Consider the following 14896-nt stretch of genomic DNA (forward strand, 5'->3'; position numbering starts at 1 on the left):
GATGACCTGTGGCAGCAAGAGGGAAGAACCGTCGGTTTCCGACGGCTTACAAGCTGAAGGCAATCAAGCGTGTCGAGCGAGGCGAAGGCGTTCTGCCTGTGGCCCGCGAGCTTGGGATATCGCGCAAGATCCTGCACGACTGGATCAAGGCCTGGAGGGCCCAAGGGCCCGACGGATTGAACCGCAGACCGGGGCCGAAGTCCGGCCCCCGGAAGCTCAAAGCTACAGCAACCTATGACGATAAGAGGTCTGCGCTGACGCGCGTAAATGCTCGTATCGCCGAGCTCGAACGGCTTGTCGGCCGTCAGCAGATGGATCTCGATTTTTTTCGGCAAGCCTTGCGCGCATTGGAGCGGCCGGCAGCGCAAGGCAAACCCGCACCCGCATCATCGAAGTCATCCAAGCCATGACATCGGAAGCAACGGAGTCCCACGCCGACGTGCAACGGCTCTGCAGTCTGGCCGGCCTGCCACGCGCGACCTACTACCGGCATCTCAACAAACGCAGTCGCGAGACGGCCGATTGCGAGCTGCGCGACCAGATCCAGCGCATTTGCCTCAAGCATCCATTCTACGGCTATCGGCGCGTGACGGCCACGGTCCGACGCAAAGGCATGGTCGTCAATGCAAAGAAGGTGCTCAGGCTGATGCGCGAGGACAATCTTCTCGCACAGCGCAAGGCGCCATTCCTGAAGCCGCCGGCAGAGCGGCCAAGGGACATTGTCGTCGTCCCCAATCTCGTACGCGGCCTGGTGCCGTCCGCTCCTGACCAGATCTGGGTGGCGGACATCACCTATGTCCATCTCGCCACGACCTTCGCCTACCTCGCCGTCATCCTCGACGCTTTCTCGCGCAAGGCAGTCGGCTGGGCCTTCGACAACAAGCTCGATGCCTCACTCGCGATTGCGGCTTTGGACAGGGCAATCGAGGCCCGCAAGCCGCAGCGCGGCAGCCTGATCCACCACTCCGATCGCGGCGTGCAATACGCCTCGATTGCCTATCGCCAGATCTTGGCGGATCGTGACATCACGATCAGCATGAGCAGGCCGGGCAACCCGTTCGACAACGCCAAAGCTGAAAGCTTCATGAAGACGCTCAAGGCCGAAGAGGTCAACGGCAAGACATTCTCCGACATCAGAGACGCGCGCCGCCGGATCGATAGCTTCATCGCGGACGTCTACAACAAAGAACGCCTGCACTCGGCACTCGGCTATCGATCGCCTCTTGAGTTCGAAGCCGTGTTAGCGCAAAACAACGCACGATAACACGTCGTGGCAACCGCACTGTCACCGAGATTATCGTGTCTCACTTGAGGGGTGCAGTCCAACACTGTCACCGAAATCCGTACCGAAACCCGTCGAACCCTGTCACGAAACCCCTCTCACCGAGACCCTGCGGTTGGTCGGCCTCGTTTTCTGATCACCTTCGTGCCGTGGATTTCGACCGGCCTCCTGTGGTCGCGGCGGGCCGCAGCCTGACGCCGCGTCGTCAGTAAGCGACGCCGATATGTGCGCGGCGATATTTGGGCGTCTCGATCTCGTCCAGCACCGCGCGGGCGTAATCGGGGCCGCTGATCGCGGACCTGCCGGTTTCGTCGAACAACGCGACCTCGCCGCCCACGCGATAGCGCCCGAGATCCTCGCCGGGCATCCAGGCGGAGAACTCCATCCCCGGCGAGACGAATAGCCAGTCGAGGCCGGTCTTGTCGACGATGAGACGATTGAGCACGCCCATGTTCTCGCGCGCCTCGATCACAACCTCCTGCGGCACGTCCGGCGGGAACGTCTCGCCCTCGATCATGCGCGGGGCCCCTGCCTCGCGGCGCAGGCAGGAGAAGCCGCCGACCAGAACGAGGCGCGCACCGATGTCGCGCGCCTGCGCCGCCAGTGTTTCATAGGCCTTGGCGAGCGCTCCGACCTGATCGCCGCGCGGCGACAGCGCGCCCACCACCACCTGCGCCTCGCCGAGCGGCAACGGGCCCTTGAGAGCGTCGGCGGCCACATAGGTCACCCCGTCGATCTTCGCCTCGGGGATCGAACGGCTGAGCGAGGTTACGGCATGGCCGCGCTTGGCGCGCCTCCCGCACGATGGCCGATCCCGCATAGCCGGAACCGCCGACAACCACGATGTTCGTCTTCAATGTCATAAGTTGGTCTTTCCTTGTTTGCGTCTGGATCAGGCGCGATATGGCGCGAGCGAGCCCATTTCGCCGCGTTCATGACGCTTCATCGCCGCTTCGATCTCAGCCGGATCGCGCATGATGAAAGGTCCGTGCTGCAGCACGGCCTCGTTGACCGCTGGGCCGGCGAGATAGAGCGGCCGGGATCTACCGATGGTGTTGAGGACGAAGTCGCCGACTCCCTCCACCGCGATTGCACTGCCGGCGGGTAACAGGAAGGCGCCGCCCGAGTGGACGATCTCAACCGCGTCGTAACGCGCATAGATCACGCCGAACCAGGTCTGCGCCGACGTCAACTCAACCCGGCTCGAAAGCTGAACGTCGAGCAGTTGGAACGGCTCAGCCGGATGCAAAGGCGAGACGACGCCGCGGTAATCGCCGACGACAACCTTCACACGGTCGCCGCCCCCGCCCGTCCAGACCGGCGCCTCGTTGCCGTCGAGGGCGAACACCTGCGGCGCGATCGCCTTGTTGGCGCCGGTCAGATTGACGAAGAATTGCAGCCCGTGTAGTTCAGCGCCCCGATCGGCGGGCAATTCCTCGTGCATGACGCCGTGGGCCGCCTGCGTCCACACGATACCGCCACGCCCAACCACGTAATCGCCCCCGAGCGAATCGCGGCTGCGCAGGCGGCCGGGCGAATCATCGAACACGTAGGTCACGGCCGAAAAGCCGGCGTGCGGATGCGGCGCAAAGGGATGACCATTCACGCGGAAGTCGTCGAACATGACGATGGGCGAACGCTGAAAGCCCGCGCCGTGGAGGTCGAAGCTCTGAACCGAGAGAGGGCGTCCGGGGCCACGCGTTTGCGGGGTGAGCAAGGGAGAGAAGATCAAGGACATGGCGGCATCTCTGAGGAAAAAGAAGGTGAAGGCGGCGAGGTCGCCGACCTCGAAAGCCCGTTCATCGGGCCAGGATCGGCGCCTTGAATGTTCGGCCCCAGGCGACGAAAGCCGACAGCGCGAGTAGCGCAAGGTTGAGAGGCAGCACTTCGCCAAGTTCGCCGCGCATGAAATGAAAGCCGATCGCCAGCACCTGGATCAGCGCGAAGCCGAGCGCCGCCAGCGGCGTGAGGAACGGCAGGATGCGGGTCGCCGCCGGCAGGATTAAGCCGAGCGCCCCCGCAAGTTCGCTGAAGCCGATGAACAGCAGCAGGCCGTGAGGAATGTCGAGCGCAAAGGCGAGGCCCATGCCGGCAAGGCTCGCAGGCGCCATCGTGGTCTTCATCGCCCCGGCCAAGCCAAACAGGGCGGCGAGAACGCATTGGGCTACCCACAGACCGAGACTCAAGCGCCGGGCGCGGGAAGCGGAAGGCACGGAGGCCGCAGACGCAAGATCGGACATGATCGATTTCATTATGGCTGTAGTTCAGGCCGCGAGGCCCCGGGTTTGCCGTCTGGCGTCATCGAGCGCCCGGGCGCGCGCCTCCGGCCCAGCCGCGACGCCTTCCGCACGCACGAATTCGAGCCGGGTCACGCCGAGAAAGCCAAATAGTGTGCGCAAATAGTTTTCCTGCATGATCGAAGACGGCGAAGGGCGTGTCGACGCCGAAAAAGCCGCCGCGCGACGAGGCGACAACGACGCGCTTGTCCCCGGCGAGTCCGACAGGACCGTTTTCCCCGTAGCGGAACGTCTTGCCCACCACCGCGAGCCGATCGATCCAAGCTTTCAACTGGGAGGGAACACTGAAATTATACATGGGCGCGCCGATCACGACGATGTCGGCGGCGAGAAACTCCTCGAGCGCGCGCTCGCCGGCGCGGATATCCGCCTCGATCCCGGCGCTTGCGGGCGCGCCGCGCATCGCCGCCACATGCGCGCCGGTGAGGTGGTCGAGCGGTTCTACAGCGAGGTCGCGCCGCGTGACGAGGGCGCCAGGGGTGTCCTGCGACAGCGTTTCGACAATCTCCCGGCTCAGCGTGCGGCTGACCGATCCGTCGCCAAGGATGCTGGAATCGATGTGAAGAATGTTCATGGGCAGCTCCTGTAAGGGCCGCCGTCAGGGCGCGGCCTCGTGACAAAGATGCGGCTTCCCCTCCACTCTTAAAAGCCTATATGTCTGGATACTATGTATCTCTGGAACCGATAGATGCTCGACGGCGTTTCACTCGACCAGTTGCGAACCTTCATCGCCGCTGCCGAAGCCGGCAGCTTTTCCGCCGCCGGCCGGCGGCTCAAACGCGCCCAGTCGGTGGTGAGCCAGACGCTCGCCAATCTGGAGGGGCAGATCGGGGTCCGCCTGTTCGACCGTTCGGGGCGATACCCGAAGCTGACGCCGCAAGGTCAGGCTCTGCTCGCGGACGCGCGGGCTGTCGCGGGGGGCATGGATGTTTTCAAGGCGCGCGCCAAGGGCCTCGCCGGCGGGTTGGAGGCGGAGTTGTCCATCGCAGTGAACGTCCTGTTTCCGACCGCCGTGCTCACCGCCGCCGTCGAAGATTTTCAACACACGTTCGCAAACACGCCGCTGCGGATCGCGGTGGAGGGCCTCGGCGCCGTGATCGAGCCCGTGTTGGACCGACGCTGCCATTTCGGCATTCGCGGTCCGCTCGCCATGAACGACCCGAACCTCGTCGGCGAGCGCCTGCTCGCCATCGAATATCTGATGGTCGCGTCGCCCCGGCATCCGCTTTCGCGCGCGCCTGCGCCGATCCCGCGCGCAGAAGCCGAGAAGCACGTGCAACTCGTCCTGACGGACCGTTCCTCGATCACCGAGGGGCGCGACCTGCGCGTGTTCTCGCCAAAGACCTGGCGGCTGTCCGACATCGGCGCCAAGCACGCCTTCCTGCGCTCAGGGCTCGGCTGGGGCGGCATGCCTCGACACATGGTCGAAGCCGATTTCGCCAGCGGCGCGCTCGTCCCTTTGGTGCTGGAGGACGCGGAAGGGGCTACGACGATCCCACTGTCCGCCGTCTACCGCGCCGACTCTCCGCCCGGGCAGGCCAGTCGCTGGTTGATAGATCGGCTCAAGGCGATGGGATAGGTGATCGACCCCGCCGCCCGCCCCGCGTTTTCCCGCGCAGGAGCCGCTTTGCAGCCGCAAAAACCGACCCGGAGCTCGGGACCCACCCTCATCGACATCTATCGTCGACACTCGCATCAAAACGCCTCGCCCCGAGTATCCGGAAGCCGCCGCGCGTACTATTCCTCACTCCCACTCAATTATTTTCGGCTCAACTAGACAATTGATCTAGCTGGTTTTTTCTTGATTTCAGCACTGAAGACCGACCTGCAGACCGTCAAAATCATACAGCGATGATTTTCAACAAGAATTTCCGCCAAATTTTTTGCACTGATTTCAGCATCAATCGGGACCAGCCGTCCCTTTGGGCCGCATTCCAGGGCCCGCAACGGGCCTCTGACCTGCCACCGAAGTTTCATCCAATAGCATTTAGAGTCCGGTTGGACTTTGAAGTGCTCCCCGAAACTAGGCCAACTGAGGCTGGAATTTTCCGGGGTTAGGCTCATGCCGGCGGGGGCGCCGATGAGCCATTCAACAGCGAAATCGGCGCCTTGTTGCCGATCGCGCTATGTGGCCGGACCTCATTGTAGTCTCTACGCCAATCCTCCATTTTCTGCCGGGCATCGTCAAGGCTCAGGAACCAGTGCGTGTTCAGGCACTCGTTTCGGAACTTGCCATTGAAGGATTCGATGAAGCTGTTGTCGGTCGGCTTGCCTGGCCCGGAGAAGTCGAGAATGACATTCTTCTGGTAAGCCCAGATGTCGAGATCGCGGGAGATGAACTCCGACCCCTGATCGACGCGAATAGTCTTGGGGTAGCCGACGGCCTTGCAGACGCGTTCCAAAGTCAGCACGACATCCTCGCCTCGATAGCTGAAGCGCGGATCGACGGCTGGTGAGAAGCGACTGAAGGTATCGACGATCGTAAGAACCCGGATCTTGCGGCCGGTAGCGAGCTGATCGTGAACGAAATCCATCGCCCAAGTCTCATTGATCTGAGATGCGTCGGTACGATCCTCGCGCAGCTTGGCCTTGACGCGACGTCTCGGCGTTTTATTGCGCAATTGCAGGCCTAATTCCCTGTAGAGACGATAGACGCGCTTAACGTTGACGGCCCAACCGTCACGTTGCAGCAGGACATGGACCCGGCGATATCCGTATCTCACCCGCGTCTGGCAGACGTCCTTGATCCGATTTTTAAGGGCGGCCTGGTCGCCGCGCTTCGACTTGTAGACGTACAGTGCGCGATCGATCCGAAGCGTCGAACAGGCCCGCCTGATCGAGACCTTCCAGTCGCTCCGCACCTTGTCGACAAGCTCCCGCTTGCGGCCAGGCTTCAGAGCTTTTTTGAGAGCACATCCTGCAGCATGGCCTTGTCGAGCGACAAGTCCGCAACGATCCGCTTGAGCTTGGCGTTCTCCTCCTCGAGCTGGCGCAGCCGCTTCATCTCCGATGGCATCAGACCGGCATACTTCTTCTTCCAATTGAAATACGTCGCCTGGCTGATCCCGGCCTTGCGGCAAACCTCCGCAACCGCCGTACCGTCCTCAGCCTGCTTCAGAACAAATGCGATCTGAGCCTCCGAAAACTTCGATGCCTTCATGGAACTCTCCTCTGTCCCGGGTGGGATCATAAGTGGAAAATTCCAGTTCAAACTGGCCTAATTTGGCGGGGGCACGTCAACTTTGATCACCCCATCAGACCGCCCAGCCCTGACCAACCTGCGGCCTTCACCGGATGCGTACAGCGCATCGCCCGAGCGAAATGGTGATGCCTTGGCAAGTAGATCGCGCAAATCCGGGAAAGTGAACGACTCCCCACCGACGACGTGACGATACATCGCAGGTCAGATCCTAAGCCCTTCCAGCAACTCGGCATGCAATTGCGCTGTCGCAGCGGCAACCACCCGCGCACCGCTCGATATTCCGAGCGCTCGGCCGTCCCAATCCGTGATCATCCCGCCCGCGCCCTCAATCACCGGAACCAAAGCGAGATAGTCGAACGGCTTCAGCGACGATTCGATCACCGCATCGACATGCCCCGAAGCGAGCAACGCGTAGGCGTAGCAATCGCCCCCGAACCGACGCATGGCCGCGGCTCGGCTGACCTGGTCAAAGCGCTCGGCCTCCTCGGCGCTGAATATATCAGGAGAGGTGGTGTAGACCACGGCATCGGCGAGACTGATACAATCCCGCGTGCTGCATTCAGCGCCATTGACCGTCGTCGCCCGCCCGTCAGTTCCGATCCAGCGCTCGCCAAGGGCGGGCATGTCGATAACCCCCAGGCGGGGCTTACCCTGCTCGACCAGGGCCAGCAACGTGCCGAACGTCGGCATCCCCGACATGAAACTCTTGGTGCCGTCGATCGGATCGATGACCCACACCCGGTCGCTATCCAACGCCTCGGGATCTTGTTCTTCGCCGAGCACGCCGTCGCCGGGAAAACGTTGGCGAATCATGTCCCGCAACAGCGCTTCGATGTCGCGGTCGGCGCGGGTGACGGGGGAGCCATCGGCCTTGTTTTCAAACGAGAGCACGCTTCGAAAATAGCGACGCGCGATCACGCCTGCGGCATCGGCCATGGCGCAGGCAAACGCCAACAGGGCTTCCTGTTTCGGCAAGTCTGGCGAGTCGGTATACTGCATGAGAGTCCCATCTTGGTCAGTCCGTGATCGCTTCGCCCAAGCCTGCAGATAAGAGGCCCTTCAACGCCTTCTGCGAAGCGCCCTTATCCGTGACGAGGACATCGATCTGATTGCAGTCGCAGATTCGCACGCGACTCACTTCATCGAGCTTGGTGTGATCTGCTAGGACGACAGTGCGTTTCGAGCACGCGATCATGGCGTTGGCGAATTCGGCTTCGACCAGGTGAAAATCGGTCGCTCCCTGCTGGGCACTCAGGGCGACCGGCGAGAATACTCCCATATCTGGCGAGAACCGTCGTATCTCGGCAACTGTCAGTTCGCCGAAGGTACCAGGAACATGGTTGCCTATGCGCCCGCCGAGCAGCACGACATCGGCGTGAGGCCTGGCGGTCACAATCGTACGGGCGATGTCGAAGGAGTTGGTCACGACCGAGACATCTGGAATGCCCACGATCGCGTCAGCGAAAGCAAGCGTCGTCGTACCCGCATCGATCGCGACCAGCATGCCTGGCTCAACGAGCCGCGCCGCCGCCAGCCCGATCTTGCGTTTCGCCGCGGCGTTGACCTTGAGCCGGGCTTCGAATGGAGGCTCGGCTGAAGCGTCGACGCGGGCCACCCCCCCATGCAAGCGACGAAGCTTGCCTTCGGCCTCGAGCGTAATGATGTCGCGTCGGATGGTCTCGCGCGAGACCTGTAGCTCCTCCACCAACGCATCGATGCCGATATGCTCGTTGGCCGCAAGCTTCGAAATGATCAGGTGATGCCTGTCCTTAGCCCACATTAGCTTCTCACGCGTAAGACGGAGCCGACCTGACGGTGTCGGTCATAGGGAAATGGCACGCCACGCCCCCCGTTTCGGGCGAGGACTGTAGCGCGACGTCCTGCTCAAGGCAGATTGGTTGTCGGATGGGACAGCGGTTTGCGAACGCGCAGCCTGGCGGCAAGTGGATCGGGGATGGAGGCTCCCCGTCAACGAGATACTCGGCCGTGGCGAACGGAGACTGCTCAATGGTCGGCGCGGCCGACAGCAACGCTCGCGTGTAGGGATGTCTTGGCGACCTGAAGACCTGCTCATTGCTGCCGACCTCGACGATGCGACCGAGATACATCACGGCAACGCGGGACGCCACCCGGCGCACCATGGCAAGGTCATGGCTGATGAAAATGCATGTGATCGAATGGTTTCGCTGGAGCCGCTCAAACAGTTCGAGGAGCGGCCCCTGCTCGGTCGGATCAAGCGCCGATAGCGTTTCGTCAAGCAGCAGAATACTGGGTTCAAGAACCAAGGCCCTGGCCACATTGATGCGTTGGCGCTGCCCAGCGGAGAGGCCGACCGGAAGCTTGTCGAACAATGCGGCATCAAGCCCGACTTCGCCCATCACCTTCTGGACCTCAGCCCTTCGGGTCTTGGCGTCCGACCGCCTATGCAGGCGCAATGGTTCGGAGATGATCCGCCCGATGGTCCAATGCGCCGGGATCGATCCGTAGGGATCTTGCAGCACAAGTTGCAGACGCGATCGCAGGTCGAAACGTTGACGCGACGACATCCGGGCGACGTCTCTGCCTAGAACACGAATCTCTCCTGCATCCGGGGCCTCCAGCCAGGTCAGCAAGCGCATAAGCGTCGACTTGCCGCAGCCCGATTCCCCCACGATGGCAATGCTTTCGCCTGGGAAGACATCGAGGCTCACGCCCCGCACGGCCTGGATCGCGAGCTTGCCGAACAACGTTCCCTTTCGACGCGCGCGATAGCTCCGCGCAATCTTGTTCACGGACAGAACCGCCGGCCGCGAAGAATCCATGGCGATGCCCGGAGTTGGCTTTTCGTTGATTGCCCAGATTTTCGGACTCTGATCCACCAACTCGCGCGAATAGGGCGTACCAGGACTCTCGATCAGACGATATGGATCCGACCGCTCCACGATCTGTCCGTGGTCAAGAACCAAAAGCCTATCCGCGAACTCCTTTACAATCGCCAGCGAGGACGCGACGAAAACAAATGACGTATCCAATCGCTGCCGCAGATCGGAAAACAGACGGATGATCTGGGCCGCGACGGTGACGTCCAGCGGTTGAGTGACATTGTCGGCGATAATCAGTTCGGCGTCGCCTACAATCGCATCGACGATTGCCGCGCGCTGGATCATGCCACCCGAATATTTGGATGGAAGTTCGCCCATCCTGTAACGCGGCTCCGGGATCCTCACCAACGTGAAGAGTTCGAGGACTCGGTCAAACGCTTCGCGTCGTCCGATGTCTGGTCGGCAGGTACGGAGCTTCTCTACGATCTGGTGGCCCACGGGAATCGTCGGATCGAAGAAGTTGCCGGGATCGGCGCCGACATACCCGATGCCGCGCCCGCGAATCTGACGTAAGGTCGCGGGAGACGATTGCAGCACATTCTGTCTCTTGAAGTGCACGGAGCCCGTCCGCACCGACAATGGACGTTCAACCCAACCGGTGAGCGCTCGCGCCAGCACACTCTTGCCAGAGCCGCTACGCCCGACGACGGCAACAACTTCCTTGGCGCTGACGCCGAAGGTTATGCCCTGCAGGATCGGAACGGATCCGCGGGCGCTCGCCAAGGTGACCCCAAGGTCGACCACATCCAAGAGCGTCGGAGGGCTCATCAACATCCCCCTAGGACAGTGTTGCGCGCCCGCTCCAGGCCTACCCCCATCATATTGACCGCGAGAAGCAGGATCATCAGAAACAGGCCGGGCAGAGCGGCCACCCACCAGGCATTGATCAGGTACTTGCGACCATCGGCGATGATCACGCCGAGCGTCGGAAGCGGCGGCTGCAGGCCGATGCCCAGAAAATCCAGCGTCGCCTCGAAGATCATCATCCGCGCCAGATCGAGGATGGCGGCGAATGCCAGCGGCGGCAGCGTCATCGGCGCCACCATCAACAGGAGGATACGCAAATCGGAGGCACCCACCACGCGCGCGGCACGAACGTATTCCTGGTCGCGCTCGCCGAGAGCGCCAGCACGAGTCAGTCGCGCATAGTTCGGCCAGCCAGCCAGAGCCAGAACGCCGACGACGAGAGGAATGGAGGGACGCGTCAGCCCAAGAATGGTGATCGCGAGGATGATCGGCGGAATGGAAAGCTGCACATCCACGAGCCTCATCAAGACCTGGTCGACGATGCCGCCGCGGAATCCTGCATAGAGTCCCACCGCAGAACCGACGCAGAATGCAAGCAGGGTCGCCGCCAGACCGACGCCAAACGACACCTGAAGACCGATCAGGCTCCTCGACAACATATCGCGCCCGAGTTGATCGGTGCCCAGCGGGAATTCCAGGCGCCCCTTATCCATGAAGGCCGGAGGGAGCAGCTTGCTCGGGAAGTGCATCGCCGTGGGGTCGACGCGAAACAGCACGATGTAGCCGGCCGCGAACAGAAGAAGCGCGACGAAGATCGCCAGGCCGATTCGAAACCAGTAGGACTTGCGCGTGATCAGCCACACCTGTCGACCGACGGAGAGCTCCCGCGAGAGCAGAGGAAGCACTTCCGAGGACGCCGAGGCCTGCGGTGTAGGTAGCGAGGGAACAATGGTCATCGGCGTGCTCAATAGTCCAAACGTGGATCGATCATCCCGGCAAGCAGGTCGACCAGGATGTTGACGATCACGAAGAACGCACTGGTGACGACGGCTATGCCCTGGATCAGTGGAAAGTCGCGCTGCATGACCGCTTCGACCGTGATCGCGCCAAGGCCGGGATAGTCGAAGATGAACTCGACCACCAGCAGACTGCCGAGCAGACCGGTGAGGAGCACACCGAAAGTGTTGAGCAAGGGCACGGCAGCGCCCCGCAACGCATGGCCGATCACCACCTGCCACCGCGTAAGGCCACGCACTGGACCGATCTTCACATAGCTCCTCTGCAGCGTGGCTGCCATGGACATCGAGAGGGCGCGAACGAGGATCGGCGCAATTTCGACCGCGAGGACCACCGCAGGAAGAATGACGTAGGAGAACCCGGCGTATCCCACTGGCGGCAGCCATTGCAGCTGGATGGAGACGGCCAGAACAAGAAGACCCGCGAACCAGAAGTTTGGCATCGAAACCAGAAGCGAGGACACGACCAGCGCCGCCGATTCGGGCCAGCGCGTCGCATTCAAGCCGGCGAAAAGACCGATGGGAACCGATAACATCAAGGCAAATCCCAATCCTACGCCGGCAAGCTGCAAGCTGAGCGGAAGACGGTCGGCGATCAGTTGCAGCACAGCGGCGCGGTCGCGCTTGGTCGGGTCGCCTGCGTGTCCTCCGCCGACCGCGCCGCCTGATTTCGGGCGAACGTAGGAACGCCCGAAGTCACCGTGTAGGAAGATATCCCTGATATAGCGGACATACTGGACCGGAATGGGATCTGCCAAGCCCATCGACGATGCCAGCGCGTCGACGGATGCCTGGTCGGACAGACCGCCAGCCAGCAGGCGCGCAGGGCTTCCCGGTCCTATCCGCAGCAGGCCGAATACGACGAACGACGCAAGGATCACGATGACGATCCCCTGCGCAATCCGTCGCACGAGAAACGAAAGGAGGGAGGCCATAAGTTCAAGCTGCCTTCTGGACTGCGTCAGCTCATTTCGGCCTGAGTGAAATCGATCAAGGCCGCCGGACTCATGATCGCTCCCTTCAGCCTGTCTGAGTGGGCGTGAAGCATGTTCGAGTTGAACAGCACCAGGTTCGGCAACTTGTTCGCAATGACAGGGAGCGTCTCGGTTTGGAGGATCTTCTTGCGCTCTTCAATGGTTGGAGCCGCCATCTCCTTGATCAAGACCGGATCGATCTCGGGATCGTTGGCCGCGGTGATGAGGCCCACCTTGGAAAAATACTGCAAGACCAGTTGGACATCCGGCTCGGGCGTGGCCGGTGACCAGCCTCCGTCAATCATGTGACCCGCACTCGGATTGTAGTAACGGTCGTTCCAGGCCGCGACTTCCATGACTGTCAATTTCACCGGGAAGCCTTGGGCCTGCAGCATGGCGGCGACGGCCTCGCAATATTCCTTGCTCTTCGGATAGAAGCCCGATGACGTAATGTATTCCAGTTCGGGCATGCCGGCGCCCTTTGGGTATCCGGCTTCCGCGAGCAACTTTTGGCACAATGCGGGGTCGAATTTTCCATAGTCGGGTTGCGGCACATAGCCGAGCTTCATCGGCGGCAACAAGCAATCCGCCGCGTAGCCGGCATCTCCGACGATGCTCAGGATCGCATCCCTGTCGATGGCTGCCGCGGCGGCGCGCCGAACACGCCAATCGTCGAATGGCTTCTTGTTGTTCCGGAAGTGGAGGTACTTGTTTTCGAGCGACGCCACTTTGCTCGTCGCAATGCGGGGCTTCTGCTTGAGACTCTCGTATTGCTCGGGTTCCAGCCGCTCGATCAGCTCGGCCTCCCCCGAAAGCAGCGCGAGGACGCGAGCATTGCTGTCGGGCACGTGACGCACAACCAACTGGGCCATCTTCGGCTTGATAGACCCCCAATAGCCGGCAAAGACTTCGAACCTGTGTGCACCATTCTGCGTTCCGAGGTAACGGAACGGCCCGGTGCCGTTGAGATTGGTCTGCAGCACATTGGGATTCGCGATGTCCTTCGCGCTAAGAATGGGCGCGAAGAACTGAAGGAACATGAACTTATGCGACGTTACGGCAGCATCGGCGGTATTGACCGTGAGCGAGGTTGGCCCTTTGATCGTGACACGCAAGGGTCCACCATAAAAGGCACGCGCGATCTTTGGCCGGCTGTAATAGTCGAGTGAGGCTTTGACATCTTCGGCGGTCAACTCGCTTCCGTCATGGAAGCGAACGCCCTTTCGAATCTCGATGTCGACCGTCTGCGGATCAACAATCGTAAACTTCTCCGCCAGCACAGGACGAGGCTTCAGAACGTCCGGCCCAGGGATCATTGGAAACGCCAGCAACGGCTCAAACGCAAGGTTTTCGACTTGCACGTTCGCCAGCGTGGTGTTCGCGGAGGGATCCCAGTTTCCCGTCGTCGGTTCGGCCGTCAGCCATCGAACGGTTCCCCCGGCGTCTGCGAACGCCGGCCTGATGACTGCCGGTCCGGCAAGCGACATCACGGCCGCCGACTTGAGAAGCGAGCGTCGATCCAACAACATTCTCTTTATTCCTCCTTTGAGCGGCACGACACGACTGGACAACAAGCACGATATTTACAGCGCAAGCAGCGCCTCTTCCCAACGCGGCGACAGCATTGCGGCGCGCGCCCGAAGAGCGAGGAGTTCCGCATATTTGGCGAAGTCGAATGGCAGGCTTGAGATCCTGGATTGCAGCGCAGCCCAGAACGACCACGTCAGCATTCCGACACCGCCATACAGGACGATGCGCGCCTCCGCCTGCCTGCTATAGGCGCCGTCGTGATGCTCGATGAGCTCCCTCAGAGCCGATTCATCGAGAAAGGTCTCCCCTGCGAACAGAGAGAGATCCCAATATGGATCATTGTTCGAGGCATATTCCCAATCAATGATTTTGACACGGCGCCCAGCGTCGACCATATAGTTCGTCACATACGCGTCGTTGAAACACATGCACAGGTCCATTCCCGCAGCGGAGATGGCTCGCTCGGCGCGATCGCATTGCCACAGCAGGTAATCGAGATCGCGCGGAAGCCGCCCGTCATGCTGACGTACTTGAGACAGACGCTCGCGAAGCTGCTCAAATCCCGTCTTCGTACGCGACAGGCTCTGTGTGGCATGGATCGATCGATACGCTGCCGCAACATTGCGGCGTACCTCTGGATCAAGAAGATCGGCGACGCTGCAGCTACGATACCCCTCCAGAAACTCGTGCACCTCCACACCGCTATCGGCCGCGACGAACACGACACCGGGCGCACAGCCCGCTCCGGCGGCCTTCTCGGCTGCCTCCTGAGCCAATGAGCGATCGATAAAGAGCTCGGTGTTCGCACCCGGCACCTTGGCAAAATACCGAACACTCTCACCGTCGAGCGACACAATCCAATTGAGATTGGTGATGCCGGCGTGAATACGAGAGATGTTCATTTTTCGGCCAGCCCATGACGGGACCTGCTGAAGCCTACGCTCCAGCTCGATCTCCTCCGGGGACTGTTCAAGACGACCGCTCATG

At 61.5% G+C, this 14896-nt stretch carries 14 protein-coding genes and 1 pseudogene; 3 read left to right on the forward strand and 12 right to left on the reverse strand.

Going from position 1 to position 14896, the window contains the following annotated elements; all coding sequences use genetic code 11:
* Window positions 1–8: 8 nt before the first annotated feature.
* Window positions 9–410, forward strand: coding sequence for a transposase (locus ACVIJ6_RS32695; RefSeq protein WP_456776089.1), 402 nt, complete (start codon window positions 9–11; stop codon window positions 408–410).
* Entirely contained in the window at window positions 407–1264 is an 858-nt protein-coding gene (locus ACVIJ6_RS32700; protein WP_456776090.1) for an IS3 family transposase, read from the forward strand. The genes ACVIJ6_RS32695 and ACVIJ6_RS32700 overlap by 4 nt, the downstream gene beginning before the upstream one ends.
* Before the next feature lie 223 nt (window positions 1265–1487).
* Here the strand turns inward: ACVIJ6_RS32700 and ACVIJ6_RS32705 are convergent, their stop codons facing one another.
* The 4 genes and pseudogenes from ACVIJ6_RS32705 to ACVIJ6_RS32720 all read right to left on the reverse strand — a co-directional run.
* The gene (locus ACVIJ6_RS32705; RefSeq protein ID WP_456776091.1) at window positions 1488–2102 is read right to left on the reverse strand and encodes an NAD(P)-dependent oxidoreductase; all 615 of its coding nucleotides are present in this window, start codon (window positions 2100–2102) and stop codon (window positions 1488–1490) included.
* 72 nt (window positions 2103–2174) lie between these two features.
* Entirely contained in the window at window positions 2175–3020 is an 846-nt protein-coding gene (locus tag ACVIJ6_RS32710) for a pirin family protein (RefSeq protein WP_456776092.1), read from the reverse strand.
* A 61-nt stretch (window positions 3021–3081) separates the two neighbouring features.
* On the reverse strand, window positions 3082–3534 hold the full coding sequence (locus ACVIJ6_RS32715; protein ID WP_456776093.1) for a DoxX family protein: 453 nt from the start codon (window positions 3532–3534) through the stop codon (window positions 3082–3084).
* Window positions 3535–3624: 90 nt separating this feature from the next.
* Window positions 3625–4153: pseudogene (locus ACVIJ6_RS32720) on the reverse strand (FMN-dependent NADH-azoreductase); the annotation flags it as partial.
* A 114-nt stretch (window positions 4154–4267) separates the two neighbouring features.
* Here ACVIJ6_RS32720 and ACVIJ6_RS32725 point away from each other — a divergent pair.
* Entirely contained in the window at window positions 4268–5158 is an 891-nt protein-coding gene (locus ACVIJ6_RS32725; protein ID WP_456776094.1) for a LysR family transcriptional regulator, read from the forward strand.
* A 481-nt stretch (window positions 5159–5639) separates the two neighbouring features.
* On the opposite strand, the gene ACVIJ6_RS32730 is transcribed toward ACVIJ6_RS32725, so the two are convergent.
* The 8 genes from ACVIJ6_RS32730 to ACVIJ6_RS32765 form a co-directional block, all read right to left on the reverse strand.
* Window positions 5640–6739, reverse strand: a protein-coding gene (locus ACVIJ6_RS32730) for an IS3 family transposase (protein ID WP_456776095.1) whose coding sequence is annotated in 2 segments (ribosomal slippage) — window positions 5640–6487 and window positions 6487–6739 — 1101 coding nt in all. Because the reading frame shifts where the segments join, the coding sequence is not laid out codon by codon here.
* Window positions 6740–6982: 243 nt separating this feature from the next.
* Window positions 6983–7780, reverse strand: a complete 798-nt coding sequence (gene hisN, locus ACVIJ6_RS32735) for a histidinol-phosphatase (protein WP_456776096.1) — start codon at window positions 7778–7780, stop codon at window positions 6983–6985.
* 16 nt (window positions 7781–7796) lie between these two features.
* Window positions 7797–8561 (reverse strand): DeoR/GlpR family DNA-binding transcription regulator, encoded by a 765-nt coding sequence (locus ACVIJ6_RS32740; RefSeq protein ID WP_456776097.1) that lies wholly within the window; start codon window positions 8559–8561, stop codon window positions 7797–7799.
* A gap of 7 nt (window positions 8562–8568) precedes the next feature.
* Entirely contained in the window at window positions 8569–10410 is a 1842-nt protein-coding gene (locus tag ACVIJ6_RS32745; RefSeq protein ID WP_456776098.1) for an ABC transporter ATP-binding protein, read from the reverse strand.
* Window positions 10410–11345 (reverse strand): ABC transporter permease, encoded by a 936-nt coding sequence (locus ACVIJ6_RS32750; RefSeq protein WP_456776099.1) that lies wholly within the window; start codon window positions 11343–11345, stop codon window positions 10410–10412. The genes ACVIJ6_RS32745 and ACVIJ6_RS32750 overlap by 1 nt, the downstream gene beginning before the upstream one ends.
* Window positions 11346–11353: 8 nt before the next feature.
* Window positions 11354–12340 (reverse strand): ABC transporter permease, encoded by a 987-nt coding sequence (locus tag ACVIJ6_RS32755; protein ID WP_456776100.1) that lies wholly within the window; start codon window positions 12338–12340, stop codon window positions 11354–11356.
* 26 nt (window positions 12341–12366) lie between these two features.
* On the reverse strand, window positions 12367–13908 hold the full coding sequence (locus tag ACVIJ6_RS32760) for an ABC transporter substrate-binding protein (RefSeq protein ID WP_456776101.1): 1542 nt from the start codon (window positions 13906–13908) through the stop codon (window positions 12367–12369).
* Between the two features lie 54 nt (window positions 13909–13962).
* Window positions 13963–14895 carry a phosphotransferase gene (locus ACVIJ6_RS32765; RefSeq protein WP_456776102.1) on the reverse strand — a complete coding sequence of 311 codons (933 nt, stop codon included), beginning with the start codon at window positions 14893–14895 and terminating at the stop codon, window positions 13963–13965.
* Window position 14896: the final 1 nt, after the last annotated feature.

This window comes from Bradyrhizobium sp. USDA 4369, assembly GCF_054056435.1.

Bases quoted from the DNA above. Each gene is read 5' to 3' on its own strand.
- ACVIJ6_RS32700 (WP_456776090.1), top strand. From the start codon at position 407: ATGACATCGGAAGCAACGGAGTCCCACGCCGACGTGCAACGGCTCTGC.
- ACVIJ6_RS32705 (WP_456776091.1), bottom strand. From the start codon at position 2,102: ATGCGGGATCGGCCATCGTGCGGGAGGCGCGCCAAGCGCGGCCATGCC.
- ACVIJ6_RS32710 (WP_456776092.1), bottom strand. From the start codon at position 3,020: ATGTCCTTGATCTTCTCTCCCTTGCTCACCCCGCAAACGCGTGGCCCC.
- ACVIJ6_RS32715 (WP_456776093.1), bottom strand. From the start codon at position 3,534: ATGAAATCGATCATGTCCGATCTTGCGTCTGCGGCCTCCGTGCCTTCC.
- ACVIJ6_RS32725 (WP_456776094.1), top strand. From the start codon at position 4,268: ATGCTCGACGGCGTTTCACTCGACCAGTTGCGAACCTTCATCGCCGCT.
- hisN (WP_456776096.1), bottom strand. From the start codon at position 7,780: ATGCAGTATACCGACTCGCCAGACTTGCCGAAACAGGAAGCCCTGTTG.
- ACVIJ6_RS32740 (WP_456776097.1), bottom strand. From the start codon at position 8,561: ATGTGGGCTAAGGACAGGCATCACCTGATCATTTCGAAGCTTGCGGCC.
- ACVIJ6_RS32745 (WP_456776098.1), bottom strand. From the start codon at position 10,410: ATGAGCCCTCCGACGCTCTTGGATGTGGTCGACCTTGGGGTCACCTTG.
- ACVIJ6_RS32750 (WP_456776099.1), bottom strand. From the start codon at position 11,345: ATGACCATTGTTCCCTCGCTACCTACACCGCAGGCCTCGGCGTCCTCG.
- ACVIJ6_RS32755 (WP_456776100.1), bottom strand. From the start codon at position 12,340: ATGGCCTCCCTCCTTTCGTTTCTCGTGCGACGGATTGCGCAGGGGATC.
- ACVIJ6_RS32760 (WP_456776101.1), bottom strand. From the start codon at position 13,908: ATGTTGTTGGATCGACGCTCGCTTCTCAAGTCGGCGGCCGTGATGTCG.
- ACVIJ6_RS32765 (WP_456776102.1), bottom strand. From the start codon at position 14,895: ATGAGCGGTCGTCTTGAACAGTCCCCGGAGGAGATCGAGCTGGAGCGT.